Source organism: Amaricoccus solimangrovi (genome assembly GCF_006385685.1).
Taxonomy (GTDB): domain Bacteria; phylum Pseudomonadota; class Alphaproteobacteria; order Rhodobacterales; family Rhodobacteraceae; genus Amaricoccus; species Amaricoccus solimangrovi.
The window spans coordinates 155,314-176,632 of sequence record NZ_VFRP01000003.1; the positions used below are offsets into that span (position 1 = coordinate 155,314).

General features: G+C 70.0%; 20 protein-coding genes and 1 tRNA gene. 14 read left to right on the forward strand and 7 right to left on the reverse strand.

Features of this window, described 5'->3' with window-relative positions; translation table 11 throughout:
• Window positions 1-7: 7 nt before the first annotated feature.
• From FJM51_RS05345 to FJM51_RS05365, 5 genes are all read right to left on the reverse strand, one after another.
• Window positions 8-1,195 (reverse strand): DUF7146 domain-containing protein, encoded by a 1,188-nt coding sequence (locus tag FJM51_RS05345; protein ID WP_140453087.1) that lies wholly within the window; start codon window positions 1,193-1,195, stop codon window positions 8-10.
• On the reverse strand, window positions 1,192-1,758 hold the full coding sequence (locus tag FJM51_RS05350) for an HD domain-containing protein (protein WP_140453088.1): 567 nt from the start codon (window positions 1,756-1,758) through the stop codon (window positions 1,192-1,194). The genes FJM51_RS05345 and FJM51_RS05350 overlap by 4 nt, the downstream gene beginning before the upstream one ends.
• Window positions 1,759-2,007: 249 nt before the next feature.
• On the reverse strand, window positions 2,008-2,307 hold the full coding sequence (locus tag FJM51_RS05355; protein WP_140453089.1) for a hypothetical protein: 300 nt from the start codon (window positions 2,305-2,307) through the stop codon (window positions 2,008-2,010).
• Window positions 2,308-2,314: 7 nt separating this feature from the next.
• A complete protein-coding gene (locus FJM51_RS05360; RefSeq protein ID WP_140453090.1) occupies window positions 2,315-3,622 on the reverse strand; it encodes a DNA methyltransferase in 1,308 nt (435 codons plus the stop codon).
• The gene (locus FJM51_RS05365; RefSeq protein WP_140453091.1) at window positions 3,619-3,957 is read right to left on the reverse strand and encodes a hypothetical protein; all 339 of its coding nucleotides are present in this window, start codon (window positions 3,955-3,957) and stop codon (window positions 3,619-3,621) included. Before FJM51_RS05365 ends, FJM51_RS05360 begins: the two co-directional genes overlap by 4 nt.
• A 289-nt stretch (window positions 3,958-4,246) precedes the next feature.
• Here FJM51_RS05365 and FJM51_RS05370 point away from each other — a divergent pair, with 289 nt between their 5' ends.
• The 5 genes from FJM51_RS05370 to FJM51_RS05390 all read left to right on the forward strand — a co-directional run bounded on the left by FJM51_RS05370 (window position 4,247) and on the right by FJM51_RS05390 (window position 6,246).
• Complete coding sequence (locus FJM51_RS05370) at window positions 4,247-4,891, forward strand: helix-turn-helix domain-containing protein (RefSeq protein ID WP_181164453.1); 645 nt, start codon at window positions 4,247-4,249, stop codon at window positions 4,889-4,891.
• A gap of 119 nt (window positions 4,892-5,010) precedes the next feature.
• Entirely contained in the window at window positions 5,011-5,262 is a 252-nt protein-coding gene (locus tag FJM51_RS05375; RefSeq protein ID WP_140453093.1) for a hypothetical protein, read from the forward strand.
• Window positions 5,259-5,444, forward strand: a complete 186-nt coding sequence (locus tag FJM51_RS05380) for a helix-turn-helix domain-containing protein (RefSeq protein WP_140453094.1) — start codon at window positions 5,259-5,261, stop codon at window positions 5,442-5,444. The genes FJM51_RS05375 and FJM51_RS05380 overlap by 4 nt, the downstream gene beginning before the upstream one ends.
• Window positions 5,445-5,678, forward strand: a complete 234-nt coding sequence (locus FJM51_RS05385; protein WP_140453095.1) for a hypothetical protein — start codon at window positions 5,445-5,447, stop codon at window positions 5,676-5,678.
• Window positions 5,679-5,853: 175 nt separating this feature from the next.
• On the forward strand, window positions 5,854-6,246 hold the full coding sequence (locus tag FJM51_RS05390) for a hypothetical protein (RefSeq protein WP_140453096.1): 393 nt from the start codon (window positions 5,854-5,856) through the stop codon (window positions 6,244-6,246).
• A 172-nt stretch (window positions 6,247-6,418) separates the two neighbouring features.
• Here the strand turns inward: FJM51_RS05390 and FJM51_RS05395 are convergent, their stop codons facing one another.
• Complete coding sequence (locus FJM51_RS05395; protein WP_181164454.1) at window positions 6,419-7,726, reverse strand: phage integrase; 1,308 nt, start codon at window positions 7,724-7,726, stop codon at window positions 6,419-6,421.
• A gap of 132 nt (window positions 7,727-7,858) precedes the next feature.
• Window positions 7,859-7,944, reverse strand: a tRNA-Leu gene (locus tag FJM51_RS05400).
• A gap of 202 nt (window positions 7,945-8,146) precedes the next feature.
• Here FJM51_RS05400 and FJM51_RS05405 point away from each other — a divergent pair.
• The 9 genes from FJM51_RS05405 to FJM51_RS05445 all read left to right on the forward strand — a co-directional run bounded on the left by FJM51_RS05405 (window position 8,147) and on the right by FJM51_RS05445 (window position 21,193).
• Entirely contained in the window at window positions 8,147-9,151 is a 1,005-nt protein-coding gene (locus FJM51_RS05405) for a complex I NDUFA9 subunit family protein (RefSeq protein ID WP_140453098.1), read from the forward strand.
• A gap of 3 nt (window positions 9,152-9,154) precedes the next feature.
• Window positions 9,155-9,964, forward strand: a complete 810-nt coding sequence (locus FJM51_RS05410; protein ID WP_140453099.1) for an undecaprenyl-diphosphate phosphatase — start codon at window positions 9,155-9,157, stop codon at window positions 9,962-9,964.
• 171 nt (window positions 9,965-10,135) lie between these two features.
• The gene (locus FJM51_RS05415) at window positions 10,136-11,581 is read left to right on the forward strand and encodes an NAD(P)-dependent oxidoreductase (RefSeq protein ID WP_140453100.1); all 1,446 of its coding nucleotides are present in this window, start codon (window positions 10,136-10,138) and stop codon (window positions 11,579-11,581) included.
• A 176-nt stretch (window positions 11,582-11,757) separates the two neighbouring features.
• Window positions 11,758-16,284 (forward strand): glutamate synthase large subunit, encoded by a 4,527-nt coding sequence (gene gltB, locus FJM51_RS05420; protein ID WP_140453101.1) that lies wholly within the window; start codon window positions 11,758-11,760, stop codon window positions 16,282-16,284.
• Window positions 16,285-16,433: 149 nt separating this feature from the next.
• Window positions 16,434-16,952, forward strand: coding sequence for an OsmC family protein (locus FJM51_RS05425; RefSeq protein WP_140453254.1), 519 nt, complete (start codon window positions 16,434-16,436; stop codon window positions 16,950-16,952).
• Between the two features lie 62 nt (window positions 16,953-17,014).
• Window positions 17,015-17,683: a monofunctional biosynthetic peptidoglycan transglycosylase gene (mtgA, locus tag FJM51_RS05430; protein WP_140453102.1), complete on the forward strand. Its 669-nt coding sequence runs from the start codon at window positions 17,015-17,017 to the stop codon at window positions 17,681-17,683.
• Window positions 17,684-17,772: 89 nt separating this feature from the next.
• Window positions 17,773-18,438 (forward strand): FtsZ-binding protein FzlA, encoded by a 666-nt coding sequence (gene fzlA / locus FJM51_RS05435; RefSeq protein WP_140453103.1) that lies wholly within the window; start codon window positions 17,773-17,775, stop codon window positions 18,436-18,438.
• Between the two features lie 8 nt (window positions 18,439-18,446).
• Window positions 18,447-19,550, forward strand: a complete 1,104-nt coding sequence (queG, locus tag FJM51_RS05440) for a tRNA epoxyqueuosine(34) reductase QueG (RefSeq protein ID WP_140453104.1) — start codon at window positions 18,447-18,449, stop codon at window positions 19,548-19,550.
• A gap of 779 nt (window positions 19,551-20,329) precedes the next feature.
• Window positions 20,330-21,193 carry an SDR family oxidoreductase gene (locus FJM51_RS05445; RefSeq protein ID WP_140453105.1) on the forward strand — a complete coding sequence of 288 codons (864 nt, stop codon included), beginning with the start codon at window positions 20,330-20,332 and terminating at the stop codon, window positions 21,191-21,193.
• The last annotated feature ends 126 nt before the right edge of the window (window positions 21,194-21,319 follow it).

Here is a 21,319-nt window from a genome sequence, read left to right on the forward strand (position 1 = left end):
GCGTAATCTACCTTTCCGGCGCGACCCGGGCCGCTTCCGCCGCCGCGAGGTCCGCGAAATCCGCCTCGAGGTCCCAGCGGCCGCCGGGGACGCGGACCTCGGCCTCGAACCCGCGCGCGGCGAGTTTCGCGCGGGCGCGCTCGGCGAAGCGGCGCGCGGCCTCGCCCCCGCCCTTCGCCGAGCCTTCGCCGAGGATCAGCGCCGCGCGGACGCCCTCGGCCGGGAGCCAGTGCGGCACGCGCGCGCCGAGGTCGGGGCGCGGGGAGGGGAGCGGATAGCCGTCCGGCCCCGCCGGCCCCTTGCCGCGCGGATCGCCCGGCCCGGCGAGCGCGCCGAGCGAAAGCGCCGCCTCCGCGCCCCAGCGGCCGCCGAGCCCGGCGCGGACCAGCGCCGACCAGGCGGCGAGCGTGGTTTCGATCCCCTCGCCGACCACGACCCCGAGCCGCGAGGTCGAGAGGCGGACCGGCGCGCCGAAGATCGCCCCGGTCCGGCCGATCATTTTCTTGCCGACCTTGGCGCCATCGGGGAGCCGGGCGCGGCCCTCCGCCGCGATCCAGGTCCGATGCACGCCGACCAGCGCGCCCCGGCCGATCGCCGCGACCATCGCCGGCCCGACATGCAGCGGCCGGGCGCGGCGGGTGTCCGCGCCGTGCGCCCAATGCTCGAGCGCGGGCGCGAAGCGGAGCGAGGCAGGGACCCCCCCGATCGCCGCGAGGTCGACGCCGCGCGCGGCGAGGTAGCTTTCGAGCAGCGGCCCCGCCGGCTCGGTCTGGCGCCAGATCCAGCGCGCCGCCTCGAGCCCACGCGCCGCGCGCTCCGCGTCCTCCGCCTCGGCGGCGGCGCGGGCGCGGGCGTGCGCCTCGGCGCGGCGGGCGGCGGCGGCCGTGTCCTCGCGGTCGATCCCGGCCGAGGACGCGAGCCGGCGGAGCGCCTCGCGGACGGGGACGCCCTCGGCCTCGATCACGAAGTCGATCGCCGAGCCCTTGCGGCCGCAGCCGAAGCATTTGAAGAAGCCGCCCGCCCCGGCCGGCTCGAGGACATGAAAGGACGCGGACCGCTCCGCGTGGAAGGGACAGGGCGCCCACCAGTCGCCCCGCCTCGGCGCCGATTTGCGCGGGTCCCAGGCCACGCCCGCGCGCTCGGCGAGGCGGCGGAGCGAGACGCTCGCCTTGACCTGCTCGGAAAGTCGGGTCATCCGATGCCAAGCCCCTCGGCGCGGCGGAGGAATTCCAGCGCGGCCACGTCCGGCGCGAGGCGCGGCGGTTGCCAAGGTCCCGGGTCGGGCAGGTGATCGCGCGGCGCGAAGGGGAAGAATTCCCGAAGCTCGGCCGCGAGCGCGGCGTTATCGAAGGGCGCGGCCGAGAAGCCGAGGGGAAGATCGAAGCGTTCAGCGATCGCCCGGGCGACCCCCTGCTCGAGCCGCTCGAGGTCGGGGATCAGCGCCTTCAGGGGCCGGATATTGTCGCCGCAATAGACCTCGGCCGCGTCGTGCATGAGGACGGCGCGGCGGAAGCGGGCCGGGATCCCCGCCTCGCGCGCGATCTCGTCGCAGAAGATCGAATGCTCGGCGACGGAATAGAATCGCGGTCCCCAGCCATTGAACCGGACCAGGCGGGAAAGCGCGGTCGCGATTTCGGGGATCGAGGCGACGAAGATCGGCGACGGCGCTTCGAGATCGAAGGCGCCCCAGATCGGGGAGCGGTCCCCCTCCTGCCAGCGCGGGCGTGGGGCCGCGTCGAAATCCTCGGGTGTCAGCATGGGATCAGTCTCCGAACAGGGACCCTTGCCGGGGCGTCTCGTCCGCCGGCGGTTTCGCGGGAAGGGGATCGGGACGGGGCGCGGGGGCGCCGGTCGCGCGCACGCGCCGGGCTTCGGCGGCCCGGCCGCAGTGGGGGGCGGCGCAGTGCCAGAGATAGCCACGCCGCGCGACCGGGAGCGCCGAGCGCGGCCCGGGAAGCCGAAGCCCCCGCGTCGCGCCGGGCGCCCCGCAGATCGCGCAAGGCCGCGTCACGCGGAACGCGCCCGGCGGCCGAGCCTGGCGCGTGCGCAATGCCCATGCAGGCGCGCGGTGAGCGCCCCGGCCTCGGCGATGTCGCGCGCGATCGGAGTCGCGGCGCGCGCGGCCGCGTGCGCGTAGATCAGCGCGTCGAGCGCATAGGATGCGGCGAGCGCGGCCAGCTCACGCGCGGAGAGGACCGCGAAATCGGGCGCGTCCTCGGCGAGGCGAAGGACGCGGCAGTCATAGATCGGAAAGGCCCGGTCGGGCCGGTGCTGCGCCTCGAAATCGGGGCGGGGCGTGTCGCTCATGGGGGCCTCAGAAAAGCGAGGGTTGACGGTCGGAAGGGTCGGAATCGTCGGGCGAGTGCGGCCCGGCCGGGTCCTCGAGCCCCGCGATGACGCGGGCGATATGCGCCGCGTAATCGGGATCGCGCTCGATCAGGACGGCGCGGCGACCCTCGGCGGCGGCGGCCCAGCCGGTCGCGCCCGAGCCGCCGAACGGGTCGAGGATCAGCCCGCCGCGCGCCGAGACGAGCCGGACCAGCCAGCGCATGAGCGCGTGCGGCTTCACGGTCGGGTGTTTCGAGCCGCGCCGGTCGGCCGCGTCGGCTTTGGCGGAATAGAAGAACCGCCCGACCGATCCCTCGGCGTCGACGGGGAAGCGCGCGCGGACCTCAACCGACCCGTCATGCGTGACATTCGCCGGCCAGCGCCCCGCGTCGATCGGATAGGCGCCGCCCCCGTTCAATCCGTTGCCGAGAATGCCCGCGCTTGCCCCTCGTGTCCGGCCCGAGACGGTTCCTCCGCTCGCGCCGATCCGCGCGGCGTCGATATTGAGCCCGCCGGTACCGGTCGCGAGATGTTGCCGGGCGATCGAGGACTCGGCGAGCGGCTTGCGGGCAAGGACGATCGGCTCGAATGCCGGCTTGAGTGCCGTGCCCCAACCGTCGAAGGCTTTGGCCGCCTCGGAAACGATGCCGCGGATCTCGCGCGCCGAGACGTCACGCATACCGTCCGCGTAGTCGCTTGCCCATCTCGCGACGGGGCTATGCCGCCCAATGATCTCACCCTCAACCCCGAGCACCTTGTCGATCGCGGCGGCGACATTGTGCGACTTCGGCATGCCCGAGCCATAGAGCCAGGCGAGTAGTGGCCCGCCGCCACCGGCGACGGCGCGGGCGAAGGCGCGCCCCTGATCCGGCGAGAGACCGTCGAGGAAATCGCCCCAGAGCGGCCCGGTCGCGTAGAGGTCGAGGATGGAGTCGCGGACCTCGAAACCCGCGTCCTCGATCGCCACCGCCATCCGGTGAAAGGTCCGGCTGTGGTTGAAGGCGACGAGGTGGCCGCCGGGTTTCAGGACGCGGCCGAGCGTCGCCCAGGTCGCGGGGCGGAAGACGAGATCGCCCCCGTCCCATTCCTTGCCCATGAAACCGCGCGAGGCGCGCGCGAGAGGGCCGTCCGATTCCTCCCCCGCCAGCGCGGCCGTTGGCCCGCCGAAACGCCGGACAATCGAGGTCAGGTGATAAGGCGGGTCCGTCACGATCGCGTCGAAGCTATCGGCCGGGAGCCCGGCTGCGACCTCGAGGCAGTCGCCCGCGTGGAGCGTGATCGGCGCCGCTCTCATTCGTCCGCCTCCGCCGGAAGGTAGCGCGCGGCCGCCGGGTCGATCCGCCGCGCGACCGCGAGGACCGCCGAGGCGCCGCGTTGCGGGTCGAGCCCGGTCAAGGCGTGGAGCCATCCGGTCAGCGCGGGGACACGGAGGCAGATCGCGGCCCCCCCGGTGTAGATCCGAAGAGGGAGCCCCGCGCGGGCATCCCAGCCCCGGACGAGGCCCCGGCGAGTCGTGGCGTCCTCGGCCGAGAAGCGATGCGCGTTGACGGGATCGGCGGCGTCCTCCGCGATCCGGCGGAGGACGAGCGCCGCCGCCTCCGCCCAGGTGTCGAGGCGGTGCGCGATCATGATCCGGTTAAGCCAGCGCGCGACGGAGCGATCAATCAAGGGTTGTATGACGCGGACGCGAGCAGGGGTCCGCGCCGCGCCCAGGTTGGGCGAGGTGGTTTTGCTCAAGGCGACAACTATCGGTTTTTTCGGTGGAAGCCGGTACATAGTCGCCGGAAAAACCGGATCAAACAAGCGACGCTGGTATAGCTTTTTTCGGCGTTTTCGCGATCAGCGTTGCGTTTTCACGAATCGCGTGATTTCTCGAACGGAAATCTGGTCCCCTGATCCCGTGAGGTCCTCCCGCGCCATGCTTTCGCGACTCGCCCAGAACATCGAGCATTGGCGTCAGATCCGGGGTTACAGCCAGTCCCAGCTCAGTCAACGCGCAGGGCTTTCCGCGACCGCGGTCAATGACATCTTCAGGACCCCGGATCGCTCCCCCAGGTTGCAAACGGTCGAGCAGATCGCGGCGGCCCTCGATATCACGCTATGGCAGTTGCTCGAGGGCGCGGAAGGCCCGGAGCGTCCCGAGACGCCCCCGCCTCCTGCCGGCGCCGTTTCCGCCCGTGGCGCGGTCACCATTGTAGAACAAGGAGAATTCACGGCCGGGGAGCGCGCGCAGCTCGAAGCCTATCCGCCCGAACAGCGCGAGCGGATCAGGATCGCGGTCGCGATCGGACCGGATGCGATGATTTTCGGCATTCTCCCGGGCGAGCGTGTCGCGATCATCCCGCTCAGGGATTATTCGGGCAGGCTCGTCGTCGTCACCTCCGAATCCGGCGAGGCGACATTGCGCTATTGCCTCCCCCCCTGGCTGGTCGAGTTTCACCCCGGAGCCGCGCCGTCGCACGAATTCATGGAGCGGCCGGGCCTGAAGGTCGTCGGCGCGATCAGCGGCGCGAGGGCCGTGAACGCGGGGGCCGAGGCACGATTCCCCGCGCCGGAAGGCTAAGGCGCGGCCGCCGGCGAAAATTTTTGTCTCTTGACGGTTTTTTCCGATATTTCGCTTGATCGCTTCGCGCATAACGGGCAGATGCTGGCATACCAAACAACCTAAAAGGGAATACGGCCATGAATGGCCCGCTCGAGCAGAGTATTTCAATCGAAACCAGCGCGCTTTTCCTCGCGCGCCGCAACACGACCGACCTCCGCGCGGGCGATCGTGTGATCGTCCAGACCCATGACGCGGGGCAGCAGATCGAGGCTCTGGTGATGGGCGCGCACCCCGCCGAGGTCCTCGTCCGGTTTTCCCGGTGGAGCCAGACCTTCGCGATCCCTCCGGTCGCGGTGCTGCGTATGTTGCCGCGGGATCTCGCGGCATGAGTGCCCCGTGCGTGGTCAAGGTCGACGTCGCGGGAAAGACCTTCGATGAAGCCATTCGTGAATTCGAGTCGCGGCTGATCGCCGAGGCGATGCGGGCGAACCGCTATCGCAAGGTTGGCGCCGCGCGCTTCCTCGGGATCTCGCTGGACCGGCTCCATCGCCGGATCGCCAAAGGCGGATGAATGCCCGCGCCCGGTCAGCCGGCGCGGCGGCGAGCGGTCACGCTCGCCGATCTGATCGAGGCCCGCGAGATCGTCGCGATCGTGATCGCAGAGGACGGCGCCGCCGCGCTTCCGATCCTCGAGCGGATCGAGGCCGAGATCGCCCGCGCGGAAGCCGAGGCGCGGGCCATTGAGCGCGCGCGGCTGATCGCTACGGGGGGCCGCTTCCGGGCGGCGTCCCGGGCTGCGGCGTAAAGCCGGCGGGAACATCCCGCTCGCCCCGAAAACAGGAGCGGCGCGCTCGGCTCGCGCGCCGCGTCATGAAACACGGAACCCGCCACGCGTTCCGAAACGCGGCCGCGCATTTCGACGTCCATCGCGACGATTTCGAGGAAGCGGCCAGGCCCCATCGCCAGAAAGAGACCCGCTCATGCTCGATATCGATGCCTCCGCCCAGCTCGCCCAGGACCTCCGCGCCGGGGTCCGCCTCGTCCCGCCGGCGGAGCGCCCCGCTCCGATTGCCCGCGTCCCCGCCGCTGGCCGCGCCTTCGACAAGCGCGGCCGCGAGGTCGAACCCGGCGATCCGGTCCTTTTCGCCGCCTGCGGTCCGGTCGCGGGCGTCGATCTCGGCCGCTACCTCGGCCGCGATCCCGCCTCGGGCCGCATGGTCGCCCGGATCGACGCGGGCGAGCCGCGCGCCGGCGAACAGGCGGCGATCCTCCCGAGCACGACGGTTCGCGCGCGGGCCGAGGACATTCGCGCCGAGGTCCGCGCCGCCATCGCCCGCGAGATCCTGGCGCTCGACGGCCGCGAGGCCCTCTAGCCGCCAGCCGAGCCTCCTGAAACGCCGAAAGGGCCGCTCCCGGCGGAGCGGCCCTTTCCTTGATTCGGCTCGGCGGGCTGGCGCCAGTCGTCGCCTTGAAGGCGGCGGAGCCAGGCGGCGCGAAGAATCTAGCCGTCCGCCTTCAATGGCTCCCGCCCCGAAGGGTAAATGCTCAAAGCGCGATCTTGCCGATTTCCTCGGCGACGCGCGCGAGCCGCCCGCCGGCGCCATATTTCGGCCGGGCGTATTTGTGGCCCATGAGGTCGGCCCGGATGCGATCGTCGCAGCCCGCGTCGAGCAGCCGGTCCTCGAAACCATGGCGCAGCGAATAGGCGGTCTGCCGGGGATTCTCGCGCAGGCCATTCTCGCGCATGTAGGCATTGACCGCCGTCGACCAGCTATCGTTTTTCCCCACGTAGCGCGAACAGCCGCCCGCGTCGCGGAGCCGGCGGAGCGCCTGGAGCGAGACCCCGAGGGCGGGGATTTCGCGCTCGCGGAGCCCGTGCGTCGTCTTGAGCCCGCGAAGCTCGTTCGGCCGGATGCGGATATGCGGGATCGCATGGTCGAGGCGATAGTCCTCGGCGGCGAGGCCGATGATCTCGTTCGGCCCGGCGCCGGTGTTTATCATCGCGAGCAGAATGTCGCGGGCCTCGGTGTTCATGCCGTCGAGCGCGCCGGGCCTGAGGATCGCGTCGCGGATGAACTCGGCGGAGTAGGGGTCGCGCTTGGCGTGGCCCGCGTCCTTGAACCGGAGCCCCTTGAACGGGTTTTCGAGCCCGTAGTGCCGAAGGTCGTTCACGGTCTGGAATATGTCGGACAGTTGCCCGAACTGCTTGTTGGCCGTGTTCGGCGCGTGGCCCTTTTCGACCTTGGCCTGCCACCAGGCGCGGAAGCGCAGCACGTCCTCGCGACTGATCTCGTTGATCGGCACGTCGCCGAGGACCCCGATCAGATCCGCGATCGTCGCCTCGCGGATGCCGCGCCAGCGTTTCGCCTGCGCCTCGTTCTTCCCCTTGAGCCGGTCGGTCGTGAGCGTGAAGAAATCGGCGAGCAGCTCGGACACCAGCGGACGCGGCGCGGCGATCATGCCGAGGACCGCCTTTGCCTCCGGGCCGGTCGCCACGACCCCGCCCGAGCCGACGAGCGACTTCAGGCGATCAACCAGCTCGACGAGGTCGCCGGCGGCGAGATCCTCGGCCGGCCGGTAGGCGAAGCCGCGCGCCTTCGCGAGCTTCACGGCCGAGGCGTGACGCGCCTTCGCGTCGGCGCCGTTGCCCGCCTCGAGTGCCTCCCAATAGGCCCAGAGCTCGGCCGCGACGACGGGCGCCTTCGCGTGCGCCTCGCGCTCGGAATCAGTCTTGAGGGAGATCCTGACCGGTCGGCGCGGGTCGAGCGCCTCGAAGCGGCGCGGGACTCGCTGCTTGAAATACCAGTTTCCGCCGCGTGCGTAGACCCCGCCGGCCCCCGATTTCCGTCCCATCCGAACCGCTCCCATCGCGCCAGTGTGGCGCATAATGGGGCGCATTTTTCGCCGAATTTTTCAAGGGTTAGCCAGCGCATTCGGTTAATGCGCTGTTTTTACTAGGCTTTTTCGCCTGCCGTGCTCGGCGACTGGTGCCCGGGAGAAGACTCGAACTTCCACGACCGTTAAGTCACTGGTACCTGAAACCAGCGCGTCTACCATTCCGCCACCCGGGCAGGTGCCGATGGCGCGCATGTACAGATGCCTCCGGGAAGTGTCAACGGGGGTTGCGCGATCAGGAACGCGTGAATGGCCGCGGTATCATGTGCGACTGGCGCCCGCGGGCGCTCCGCGGGGCGGGTCTCGCGGCCAATTGCAACTTGTCCGGCGGGGTTTCCGGCACTATTGCGAAATGGTGCGCCGCAAGGAGAATCGAATATGTCCCAGCCATTGCCCGTCACGGTGCCCATCGTCACGATCTTCGGCGGTTCCGGCTTCATCGGCCGCTACATCGCCCAGCGGATGGCGCGGGCCGGGTGGCGGGTGCGCGTCGCGGTGCGCCGGCCGCATGAGGCGGGTTTCGTCCGTCCCTATGGCGTCGTCGGCCAGGTCGAGCCGATCCAGGCCAATATCCGCGACGACGCCTCGACCCGCGCGGCGATCGCCGGGGCGAGCGCGGTGGTGAACTGCGTCGGCCTCCTCGGCGAGTCGGGCAAGCAGACCTTCGAGGCGGTGATGGCCGATGGCGCGGGGCGCATCGCGCGGATCGCGGCGGAGGAGGGCGTGGGCGAGCTCGTTCATGTCTCCGCCATCGGCGCGGATCCCGAGAGCGACAGCGCCTATGGCCGGGCCAAGGCCGCGGGCGAGGCGGCGGTGACGGCGGCCTTTCCCTCCGCGGTGATCCTGCGCCCCTCGGTCGTCTTCGGCGACGGCGACGGGTTCTTCCGCAAGTTCGCGGGCATCGCCCGGGTGGCGCCGCTGATGCTGATCCCCAATCCGGACACGAAATTCCAGCCGGTCTATGTCGACGACGTCGCGGCCGCCGCCGCGCTGGCGATCACCGGCGACGTGGCGCCCGGCGTCTACGAACTCGGCGGACCCCGGGTCGCGCGGCTGAGCCGGCTGGTCCACGAGATGCTCGCGGTCATCCGCCGCCGCCGCTGGCTCTTCGCGATGCCCCGGAGCATGGCCTCGCTCCAGGCCTGGGCGGGCGACACGGCGCAGAAGGCGAGCTTCGGCCTCTTCACCAACACGCTGATGACGCGCGACCAGCTCCGCATGCTCGCGAAGGACAATGTCGTGGCCCCCGATGCGAAGGGCTTCGCCGAGCTCGGGATCAAGCCGACGCCGATGGAGGCGGTCCTGGACAGCTATCTCTACGTCTATCGCCCGCACGGGCAATACGACGCGATCCAGGAATCCGCCGCCCGGCTCTGGAACTGAGGCATGGAGCATTCGCTGTTCGTCGCCGCGTTCCTCGGCGTGCTCGAGGGGCTGACCGAGTTCATCCCCGTCTCCTCCACCGGCCATATCCTGCTCGCGGGTCATTTCCTCGGCTTCCATTCGTCGGGCAAGGCTTTCGAGGTGCTGATCCAGCTCGGCGCGATCCTCGCGATCCTGTCGGTCTACGCGGGCCGGCTGATCCAGCTCGTCAAGGACGCGCCGCGCGATCCGAAGACGCGGCGCTTCATCCTCGCGGTGCTGCTCGCCTTCCTGCCCGCGGTGGTCGTGGGCGTGCTCGCGCACGATTTCATCAAGCGGGTGCTCTTCGAGACGCCCTCGCTGATCGCGGCGATGCTGGTGGTCGGGGGCGTCGTCCTGCTGGTGGTGGACCGCTTCGCACCGGAGCCGAAATATCACGACGTAATGGACTTCCCGCTGCCCCTCGCGTTCAAGATCGGCCTCGTGCAGTGCCTCGCGATGATCCCCGGGGTTTCCCGTTCCGGCGCGACGATCGTGGGATCGCTGCTGATGGGCGCGGACAAGCGCGCGGCGGCGGAATTCTCCTTCTTCCTGTCGATGCCGACCATGGCCGGCGCCTTCGCCTACGACCTCTTCAAGAACCGCGACGTGCTCACCTGGGACGACGCGACGCTGATCGCGGTCGGTTTCGTCTGCGCCTTCATCGCCGCCGTCTTCGTCGTGCGCCACCTGCTCGATTTCGTCTCGCGGCGCGGCTACGCGATCTTCGGATGGTGGCGAATCGTCGTCGGCCTGGTGGCTCTGGTGGCGCTCTGGGCCGGTGTCGGCGCGTGATCAGGGGAGTAGGTCAGCGATGCTGACCTTAATTCGCGCGGAAATTCGAGCCGGAGAGGGCCGGGAGAGGGAAAACATGAAAAAAGGTCAGCAAGACTGACTTTTTATGTTCCCGGGGATGAAATAGAACTACGCACGCCCGACCTGGGCCTACCGACGGGGGAGAAGTGGATGGCCGAACAGCGGATGCTGAAATTCGTCAAGGTCGCACGGGACATGCCTTCCAAACGGCTGGCGGAGGAGCGTCGCGGCGACTTCCACGAGATCTATCGCGAATTCGCCGATGCCAAGGCGGCGGAGCAGTCGAGCCGGTGTTCGCAGTGCGGTGTGCCCTACTGCCAGTCGCATTGCCCGCTGCACAACAACATCCCCGACTGGCTGAAGCTGACGGCCGAGGGCCGGCTGCGCGAAGCCTACGAGATCAGCCAGGCGACGAACACCTTCCCCGAGATCTGCGGCCGCATCTGCCCGCAGGACCGTCTCTGCGAGGGCAACTGCGTGATCGAGCAGTCGGGCCACGGCACCGTCACCATCGGCGCGATCGAGAAATACATCACCGACACCGCCTGGGAAGAGGGCTGGGTGGCGCCGATCGTGCCCGCGGCCGAGCGCGAGGAGAGCATCGGCGTGATCGGCGCGGGTCCGGGCGGGCTCGCGGCGGCGGACGCGCTGCGCCGCGCGGGGTTCAAGGTCACGGTCTACGACCGCTATGACCGCGCCGGCGGGCTGCTCATCTACGGCATTCCGGGCTTCAAGCTCGAGAAGGACGTCGTGGTCCGGCGCAACCGGCAGCTCGCCGAGGGCGGGGTCGAATTCGTGCTGAACTGCGACGTCGGCAAGGACATCACCTTCGCCGAACTGCGCGCGAAGCACGACGCGGTCCTGATCGCGACCGGCGTCTACAAGACGCGCGACCTTGGCGGCCCCGGCAGCGGGCTGAACGGGATCGTGCGCGCGATCGACTATCTCACCGCCTCCAACCGCAAGAGCTTTGGCGATCTCGTGCCCGAGTTCGAGAGCGGCGAGCTCAACGCCGACGGGCGCGAGGTCGTGGTGATCGGCGGTGGCGACACCGCGATGGACTGCGTGCGCACCGCGATCCGCCAGGGCGCCAAGTCGGTCAAGTGCCTCTACCGTCGCGACCGGGCGAACATGCCGGGCTCCCAGCGGGAGGTCGCCAATGCCGAGGAGGAAGGCGTCGAATTCGCCTGGCTCACCGCGCCGAAGGGCTTCACGGGCGAGAGCGCCGTCGCCGGGGTCCGCGTCGGCCGGATGCGGCTCGGCGCGCCCGACGCGAGCGGCCGGCAGTCGCCGGAGGAGATCCCGGACGCGGATTACACCGAGTCCGCGCAACTGGTCATCAAGGCGCTCGGCTTCGAGCCGGAGGACCTGCCCCGGCTCTGGGACGTCGAAGGGCTCGAGGTCACACGCTGGGGTACGGTGAAGGCCGATTTCACCACCAAGCAGACGAGCCTCGACGGGGTCTTCGCGGTCGGCGACATCGTGCGCGGCGCGAGCCTCGTCGTCTGGGCGATCCGCGACGGCCGCGAGGCCGCCGCGAGCATCATCGACTATCTCGACACGCGCGGCAGCGGCGCCAGCATCGCCGCGGAATAGACGCGCCGCGGCGGGGGCGCCCGTCCCCGTCGCCACGAAGCCGGACTTTCACGCCCCCGCCGGAGACCGTCCGGCCGGAGGGAGCGGATTGCGAAGCGGCGAATTTCGCCGCGACCGATACCAGAAGCCTACCACGCCCGGGCGCTGCGAAGCGTCCCCTCGCCAGGAGAACCGCCATGACCGTTTACGATGAGGCCTGGGTTGCGAGGATGGAGGCCGAGTTCGCCCGTCTCGAGGCGGAGGGTCTCTATCATCCCGAGCAGGAACATTCCTCCTGCGGCGTCGGCCTCGTCGTCGCGATCGACGGCAAGCCGCGCCGGCAGGTGGTCGAGAGCGCGCTGAAGGCGCTGAGCGCGATCTGGCACCGGGGGGCGGTCGACGCCGACGGCAAGACCGGCGATGGCGCGGGCATCCATGTCCAGATCCCGACCGCCTTCTTCGAGGATCAGGTGCGCCGCACCGGCCACGCGCCGCGCGGCGAGAAGCTCGCGGTCGGCCAGATCTTCCTGCCGCGCAGCGATTTCGGCGCGCAGGAGACCTGCCGCACGATCGTCGAGACCGAAGTGCTGCGGATGGGCCACTACATCTACGGCTGGCGCCATGTGCCGCTCGACATCTCCTGCCTCGGCCTGAAGGCGAACGCGACCCGGCCGGAGATCGAGCAGATCCTGATCTCGAACGCCAAGGGCATCGACGAGGAGAGCTTCGAGCGCGAACTCTACGTGATCCGCCGCCGGATCGAGAAGGCGGCCGCCGGTATCCGCGACTTCTACGTCTGCTCGCTCTCCTGCCGCTCGGTGATCTACAAGGGGATGATGCTGGCCGAGCATGTCTCGGTCTTCTACCCGGACCTGAAGGATCCGCGGTTCGAGAGCGCCTTCGCGATCTATCACCAGCGCTACTCGACCAACACCTTCCCGCGGTGGTGGCTGGCGCAGCCGTTCCGGATGCTCGCGCATAACGGCGAGATCAACACGCTGAAGGGCAACCTCGGCTGGCTCCGGAGCCACGAGATCCGCATGTCCTCGGACTATTTCGGCGAGCAGGCGGAGGACATCAAGCCGATCGTCCTGCCGGGATCCTCCGATTCCGCGGCGCTCGACAACGTGTTCGAGGTGCTGGTGCGCGCCGGCCGCATCGCGCCGATGGCCAAGACCATGCTGGTGCCCGAGGCCTGGTCGAAGCTCGCGACCAAGATGCCGCAGGCCTGGCTCGACATGTATTCCTATTCCAACGCGGTGATGGAGCCCTGGGACGGGCCGGCCGCGCTCGCGATGACCGACGGGCGCTGGGTCTGCGGCGGGCTCGACCGCAACGGGCTCCGGCCCATGCGCTATGTCGTGACCGGCGACGGGCTGGTGATCGCCGGCTCCGAGGCGGGGATGGTCCCGACCGACGACATGACGGTGCGCGAGAAGGGCGCGCTCGGGCCGGGGCAGATGCTCGCTGTCGACATGGGCGAGGCGAAGCTCTACCACGACGGCGAAATCAAGGACATGCTGGCCGCGAGCCAGCCCTTCGGCGAATGGGTCGGCTCGATCACCGATCTCGAGAAGCTGACCTCGGATGTCGAGGAGAAGGCGATCTTCGACGGCGCGGAACTGCGCCGGCGCCAGATCGCGGCCGGCTTTTCGGTCGAGGAACTCGAGGTCATCGTCCATGCGATGGCCGAGGACGGCAAGGAAGCCATCGGCTCGATGGGCGACGACACGCCGCCCGCCGTGCTCTCGGGCAAGTACCGGCCGCTCAGCCACTACTTCCGGCAGAACTTCAGCCAGGTGACCAACCCGCCGATCGACTCGCTGCGCGAGCATCGGGTGATGTCGCTCAAGACGCGGTTCGGCAACCTCAAGAACGTTCTCGACCAGAACAACAGTCAGACCGAGATCCTGCAGCTCGACAGCCCCTTCGTCTCGAATGCCGCCTTCGCGGCGATGGCGAAGTATTTCGGCGACGCGGCGACCGAGATCGACTGTTCCTTCGCGGTCGGCAGCGATGCGAACGCGCTGCAGGACGGCCTTGCCCGGATCCGTTCCGAGGCCGAGGAGGCGGTCCGCGCCGGCGCGAACCACATCATCCTGACGGACGAGCATCAGTCGGCCGAGCGCGTCGGCATGCCGATGATCCTCGCGACCAGCGCGGTGCATTCCTGGCTGACCCGCAAGGGGCTCCGGACCTTCACCTCGCTCAATGTCCGTTCGGCGGAATGCATCGACCCGCATTATTTCGCGGTGCTGATCGGCGCGGGCGCGACCACGGTCAACGCTTATCTCGCCGAGGATTCGATCGCCGACCGGATCGCGCGGGGCCTGCTGCCCGGCACACTGACCGAGGCGGTCCGGCGCTTCCGCGAGGCGGTGGACCAGGGTCTGCTGAAGATCATGGCCAAGATGGGGATCTCGGTCATCTCGTCCTACCGGGGCGGGCTGAACTTCGAGGCCGTCGGCCTCAGCCGCGCGATGGTGGCGGAATATTTCCCCGGCATGCTGAGCCGGATCTCGGGCATCGGCGTCTCCGGCGTGCAGAAGCAGGTCGAGGGCGTGCATGCGCGGGCCTGGCTGCGCGGCGAGGCGGTGCTGCCGATCGGCGGCTTCTACAAGGCGCGCCGCTCCGGGGAGACCCATGCCTGGGAAGCGCAGGCGATGCACATCCTGCAGGCGGCCTGCGACAAGGGATCCTATGATCTCTGGAGGCAGTATTCCAAGGCGATGCAGTCGCGCCCGCCGATCCAGCTGCGCGACCTGCTGGACTTCCAGCCGAAGACCCCGGCCGTGCCACTGGCGCAGGTGGAATCGATCACCGCGATCCGCAAGCGCTTCGTGACGCCGGGCATGTCGCTCGGCGCGCTGGGGCCGGAGGCGCACAAGACGCTGAACGTGGCGATGAACCGGATCGGTGCGAAGTCGGATTCGGGCGAGGGCGGCGAGGATCCGGCGCATTACACGCCGGAATCGAACGGCGACAATCCCTCCGCCAAGATCAAGCAGGTGGCGAGCGGACGCTTCGGTGTCACCGCCGATTACCTCAATCACTGCGAGGAACTCGAGATCAAGGTCGCCCAGGGCGCGAAGCCCGGCGAGGGAGGCCAGCTTCCGGGCATCAAGGTCACCGAGCTCATCGCGCGGCTGCGGCATTCGACGCAGGGCGTGACGCTGATCTCGCCGCCGCCGCACCACGACATCTACTCGATCGAGGATCTGGCGCAGCTCATCTACGACCTGAAGCAGATCAACCCGCGGGCGAAGGTCTGCGTGAAGCTCGTGAGCCAGTCGGGCGTGGGCACGATCGCGGCGGGCGTCGCCAAGGCCAAGGCCGACGTGATCCTGATCTCGGGCCACAACGGCGGCACGGGCGCGAGCCCGGTGACCTCGATCAAGTTCGCGGGCCTGCCCTGGGAGATGGGCCTCAGCGAGGCGCATCAGGTGCTGACGATCAACAACCTCCGCGACCGGGTGACGCTGCGCACGGACGGCGGGCTCCGCACCGGCCGGGACATCGTGATCGCCGCGATGCTCGGCGCGCAGGAATTCGGTATCGGCACCGCGGCGCTGATCGCGATGGGCTGCATCATGGTGCGGCAGTGCCAGTCGAACACCTGCCCGGTCGGCGTCTGCACGCAGAACCCGGACCTGCGGGCGAAGTTCACCGGCACCGCCGACAAGGTGGTGAACCTCATCAGCTTCTACGCGCAGGAAGTGCGCGAGGTGCTGGCGAGCGTCGGCGCGAAGTCCATCGACGAGGTGATCGGGCGGGCCGACCTGCTGACGCAGGTGAGCCGCGGCTCCGAGCATCTCGACGATCTCGACCTCAATCCGCTGCTCATCAACGTCGACCAGGGGGAGCGTCAGGTCTATGACCGGGCGCAGCCGCGGCAGGCCGTGCTCGACACGCTGGACCAGCAGGTGGTCGCCGACGCCGAGCCGTTCTTCAAGGACGGCGAGAAGATGCAGCTGAGCTACGCGGTGCAGAACACGCTGCGTTCGATCGGCACGCGGGTGTCGAGCCACATCGTCCAGCGGTTCGGGATGAAGAACAACCTTCAGTCCGACCATCTGACGATCAAGCTCTCCGGTTCCGCCGGCCAGTCGCTCGGCGCCTTCGCCGCGCCGGGGCTCAAGATCGAGGTCTCGGGCGAGGCGAACGACTATGTGGGCAAGGGGCTCTCGGGCGGCACGATCGTCGTGAAGCCGCCGCTCGGCAGCCCGCTCGTGCCGCATGACAACGCGATCATCGGCAACACGGTCCTCTATGGCGCGACCGCGGGCAAGCTCTTCGCCAACGGACGCGCGGGCGAGCGGTTCTGCGTGCGCAACTCCGGCGCGACGGTGGTGATCGAGGGTTGCGGCTCGAACGGCTGCGAATACATGACCGGTGGCACGGCGGTGATCCTCGGCCGGTTCGGCGACAATTTCGGCGCCGGCATGACCGGAGGCATGGCCTTCCTGTGGGATCCGGAGGGCGAGATCGACACGCGGCTAAACCCGGAGAACGTGATCTCGGTCGCGATCGAATCCGAGGAATGGGCCGAGGAACTGCGCGGGATCATCGCGGAGCATCTGAGGGAGACCGGCAGCCCCCGCGCCGCCGAGATCCTGCGCCACTGGGAGGACAGCCTGCCGAAGTTCCGGCAGATCGTCCCGAAGGAAATGCTGAGCCGGCTCAAGTACCCGCTGAGCGACCGTCCGGCGGCGGCGACCGCCTGACGCTTCCGACCAGCGCCATCCGACACGGCCCCGCCGGCATTTCACCGGCGGGGCCTTTCCTTTCCGGCACTTGCGCGCGGAAGGGGCTGGCGCGGCGCGCGTGGCGCGCTAGGCTCGGCGGGAAGAACGAACGGGAGGACATCGGATTGATGGACGCGGAGGAACTGCGCGCGCTTCAGGCGCCGCTGAAGGATCGCTATCGCGCGGAACCCGGCGCGGCGCTCGCCACGCTGAAGGCCCGGGGCAGCCTCGCGGAGGCTGGAATCGCCTGCAAGGTCGAGACCGGCCGCGCGCTGGTGACCGCGGGGCTGCATCCCGCGACCGGGGGCGGCGGGCTCGAGGCCTGTTCGGGCGACATGCTGCTCGAGGCGCTCGTGGCCTGCGCCGGCGTCACGCTGAAGGCCGTGGCGACGGCGATCGGCGTCGAGCTTCGCGACGCGGAGATCCGGGTCGAGGGCGATCTCGATTTCCGCGGCACGCTCGGCGTCGACCGCGAGGCGCCGGTGGGATTCCGGGCGATCCGGCTCGCCTTCGACCTCGATACCGACGCGCCCGCGGAACAGCTCGACCAGCTCATGAAGCTGACGGAGCGCTACTGCGTCGTCTACCAGACCTTGCGGCGCGGGCCGGAGCTTTCCACGACCCTGGCGCGGGTGACGGCGGAATAGGCGGCCTCGCGCGCGGGCGGCGATCCCCGCGGGACGGGCGGCCGGACAAGACGGGAGAGCCGGTGATCAATCTTCTCTGGGCGATCCTGCGCCGCCTTCTCGTTCTCGCGGCGCTGGCGGCTGTGCTGCTCGTCCTGCTGTTCCGCTTCGTCGATCCGCCGACGAATTTCTACATGATGTCCGAGCGGCTGCGGCTCGGCGCGGTCGAACGGCGCTGGGTGCCGCTCGCGGAGATGTCCGCCTGGCTGCCGCTCTCCGCGGCCGCGGCCGAGGATGCGAATTTCTGCGCGCACAGCGGATTCGACCTCGACGGCATCCGCGACGCGCTGGCCGATGGCGGGCGGCTGCGGGGCGCGAGCACGATCAGCCAGCAGGTGGCGAAGAACGTCTTCCTCTGGCCGTCGCGAAGCTGGCTCCGCAAGGGGTTCGAGGCCGGGTTCACCGTGCTGATCGAACTGACCTGGCCGAAGCGGCGGATCATGGAGGTCTATCTCAACATCGCCGAGTTCGGCGAGGGGATCTTCGGCGTCGAGGCGGCCTCGCGGCATTACTTCGATACCGGCGCGGCGAGGATGACGCCGCGGGCCTCCGCGCGGCTGATGGCGGTGCTGCCGGATCCGAAGAACCGCTCGCCGGTGAGCGGGACGGGCTACATCCGGAGCCGCGGCCGGGCCATCGAGCATGGCGCCCAGACGCTGCGGGTCGACGGCCGGGCGGCGTGTTTCCTGTGAAGGCGGCTGCGCCCGGGGGGAGGCCGGGCGGTTGAAGCGCGGGGGATTCGCGGCGATAAGGGAGGATCGAGCAAGGAAAGGCCGCGAAAATGCGCCGTCTCTATCACATGCCCCTGTCGCCCTTCTGCCGCAAGGTCCGGCTCGTCCTCGCCGAGAAGAAGATCGAGGTGGAACTGGCCGAGGAAAAGCCGTGGGAGCGGCGGATGGACTACCTGCGGATGAACCCCGCCGGCAAGGTTCCGCTTCTGAAGATCGACGATCTCGTGCTCGCGGAATCGAGCGCGATCTTCGAATATATCGAGGAAACCCATCCCGAACCGCCGCTGCTGCCGCGCAAGCCCGCGGCCCGGGCCGAGGCGCGCCGGCTGGCCGCCTGGTTCGACGACAAGTTCCACCACGAGGTGACGGCGAACCTGCTCTACGAGCGGGTGAACAAGAAGCTGATGAAGGCCGGCTATCCCGAAAGCGAGAAGATCAAGGCGGGGCTTCGCAACATCAAGTACCATCTCGACTACATGGAATGGCTGTTCGAGAGCCGCGGCTGGCTCGCGGGCGACCAGATGACCATCGCCGATTTCGCGGCGGCGGCGCATCTCTCCTGTCTCGACTATGTCGCGGATGTGGACTGGACCCGCGGCCAGGGCGTGCGGGACTGGTATGCGAAGATCAAGTCGCGCCCGGCCTTCCGCTCGATCCTCGCGGACCTCGTGCCGGGCTTCACGCCGCCGCAGCATTACGCGGATCTGGATTTCTGAGGGAGGCCATGCTGGACGCGGGGCCGGAGGAGATCGCCGCGCGGATCAGGGCGCGGGCGCTCGCGGAGAGGTTCTCGGCCTCCGGCATCTGCGCGCCCGATGCGATCCCGCTGGCGAAGGCGCGGCTCGCCGCCTTCGTCGCCGCCGGCCGTCACGGCACGATGGGCTACATGGCCGAGCGGATGGCCTGGCGCGGCGACCCCGCCGCGCTCTGGCCCGAGGCGCGCTCCGTCATCATGCTGGCGGAGGTCTACACGCCCGAGGAGGATCCGCTGGCGCTGCTGTCCCGGCCCGACCGGGGCAATGTCAGCGTCTACGCGCGCGGGCGCGACTACCACGACACGGTGAAGAAGCGGCTGAAGCGGCTCGGCCGCTGGCTGGTCGCGGAGACCGGGGCGGAGATCAAGGTCTTCGTCGACACCGCGCCGGTGATGGAGAAGCCGCTGGCCGAGGCCGCGGGGCTCGGCTGGCAGGGCAAGCACACGAACCTGGTGGGCCGGCGGCTCGGGAGCTGGTTCTTCCTCGGCGCGATCTTCACGACGCTCGACCTGCCGCGCGACGCGGCGGAGCGGGATCATTGCGGCTCCTGCCGCGCCTGTCTCGACATCTGCCCGACCGGCGCGTTTCCCGCGCCCTATCAGCTCGATGCGCGGCGCTGCGTCTCCTATCTCACCATCGAGCACGCGGGGCCGGTCGATCCGGAGCTGCGCCCGCTCCTCGGCAACCGGATCTATGGCTGCGACGACTGCCTCGCGGTCTGTCCCTGGAACAAGTTCGCCGGGGTGGCCCGGGAGGCGGCCTATCACGCGCGGGAAAACCTTCGCGCGCCCGCCCTCGCTGAACTCGCGGGCCTGGACGACGCGGGCTTCCGCGCGCGCTTCTCCGGCTCGCCGATCAAGCGGATCGGCCGGAACCGCTTCGCGCGCAACGTCGCCTACGCGGTCGGCAATTCCGGCGAGGCGGCGCTCATCCCGGTCGCGGAGGGGCTGGCCGCGGACGCGGATCCCGTGGCGCGGGAGGCGGGGGAGTGGGCGCTGGCGCGGCTTCGGTCAGCATCTGCAGGTTCCGCCGCGCCGGGCCGGCCAGATCGCTCTCCGGATGGGTCTCGATGAGGCGCATCCAGGCCTCGGCCGCGGCGTCCCTGTCGCCGGCGGTCGCGAGCGCGGCGCCCTCCTCGAACAGCGCCTCCGGCAGGTCGGGGGTGATCGCGAGCGCGCGGCGCGCCTCGGCCAGCGCGGCGTCGCCGTCGCCGAGGTGACGCAGCGTCGCGGCGCGGAGCGCGAGGGCCGTCGCATCCCCGGGTTCGAGCGCCAGCGCCTTGTCGAGCGAAGCGCGCGCGCTCGTCCAGTCCTCCTCCCCCGCCTGGGCGCGGGCGAGGTCGATCCAGCGATCCGCGCCGGGCTCCGTCAGCCGGTTGGCCGACAGGAGCGCCTCGCGCGCGAGATCGGGGCGGCCCACCCGGAGCCAGAGCCGCGCGGCGTCCTCGTAGGTGGTCGCGCGCAGGTTCATGTCCATCGCCCGGTTCGGGTTCTGCGCCACGGCGGTCAGCATCTGCGCGGCGGTCGCGTCGGCCCCCATCGCCTCGAGCGCGGACGCCTCGCAGAGCCGGGCCTCGACCCCGCCGCCGAGACGGTACCAGAGCGCCGCCTTCTCCCGCGCGGTCGCGGGATCGGTCCGGATCTCGGCCTCGCATTGCTCGGCCGAGGATATGCCGGGATCGGCGGGCCGGGGCGAGACATCGGGCCGGGGGGGCGCGTCCGGTCCGGCGGCCGGCATGGTTTCCTGCGCGGGCGCGGCGCCCGCGGCGAGAAGGAGGGCGAGAGTGAGGAAATGCCTTCGCATGGCAGCGGCCTTCCCCTAGAGGTCTGGCTGGGATGAATGAGGAGGGCCCATGACGGACGGACCCGTGCTCCTGACGATTGGCCATGGCTACTCGGCGGCGGCCTTCGCGGCAAGCCTGCCGGAGGGCTGGCGGCGGATCGGGGCCACACGATCGGGCGAGAAGGCCGCGACCATGGCGGCGGCCGGCGTCGAACCGGTGGATGCCGGGGACGCGGCCGCCATGCGCCGCGCGATCGCCGCGGCCTCTCATCTGCTGATCTCCGCGCCGCCGGGGGAGGAGGGCGACCCGGTGCTGGGGCGCCACGGGGCGGCGCTGGCCGCGGCCCGGCCGGCCTGGGTCGGCTATCTCTCGACCACGGGCGTCTATGGCGACCGGAACGGCGGCTGGGTCGACGAGGAGGGCGCGCTCGCCCCGGTGAACGCGCGGAGCGCGCGGCGGGTGGAGGCGGAGCGGGCCTGGCTCGGATCCGGCCTGCCGGTCGAGATCTTCCGCCTCGCCGGGATCTACGGGCCGGGGCGCAGCGTCTTCGATCGGCTGCGGGAGGGGCGGGCGCAACGGATCGTGAAGCCGGGCCAGGTGTTCAGCCGGATCCATGTCGAGGATATCGCGGGGGCGCTCCGCGCCGCGGTGGCGCGGCCGGCGCCGGGCCGGATCGTCAATCTCGCCGACGACGCGCCCGCCCCGCCCGGCGAGGTCATCCTCTACGCCGCGGGGCTGCTCGGGATGGAGCCGCCGCCCGGGATCGCCTTCGACGAGGCAGATCTCAGCCCGATGGCGCGAAGCTTCTACAACGAGTCCAAGCGGGTCTCGAACCGGCGGATGCGGGAGGAACTCGGCTACGCGCCGCGCTATCCCGACTACCGCGCGGGCCTCGCGGCGGTGCTGGCGGCCGAGCGGCTCGGGGCGCTGTGAGGGATCGGTGCCACACCGGGGGCAATTTTGTCGCGCCGGCGGCTGATCAAGGCTGGCGCTTCGGGAGCGAATCCGACAATGTCCGTCGCAAAATCTGGCACCGGCCCTGAAAAACCGGGTCTTTGA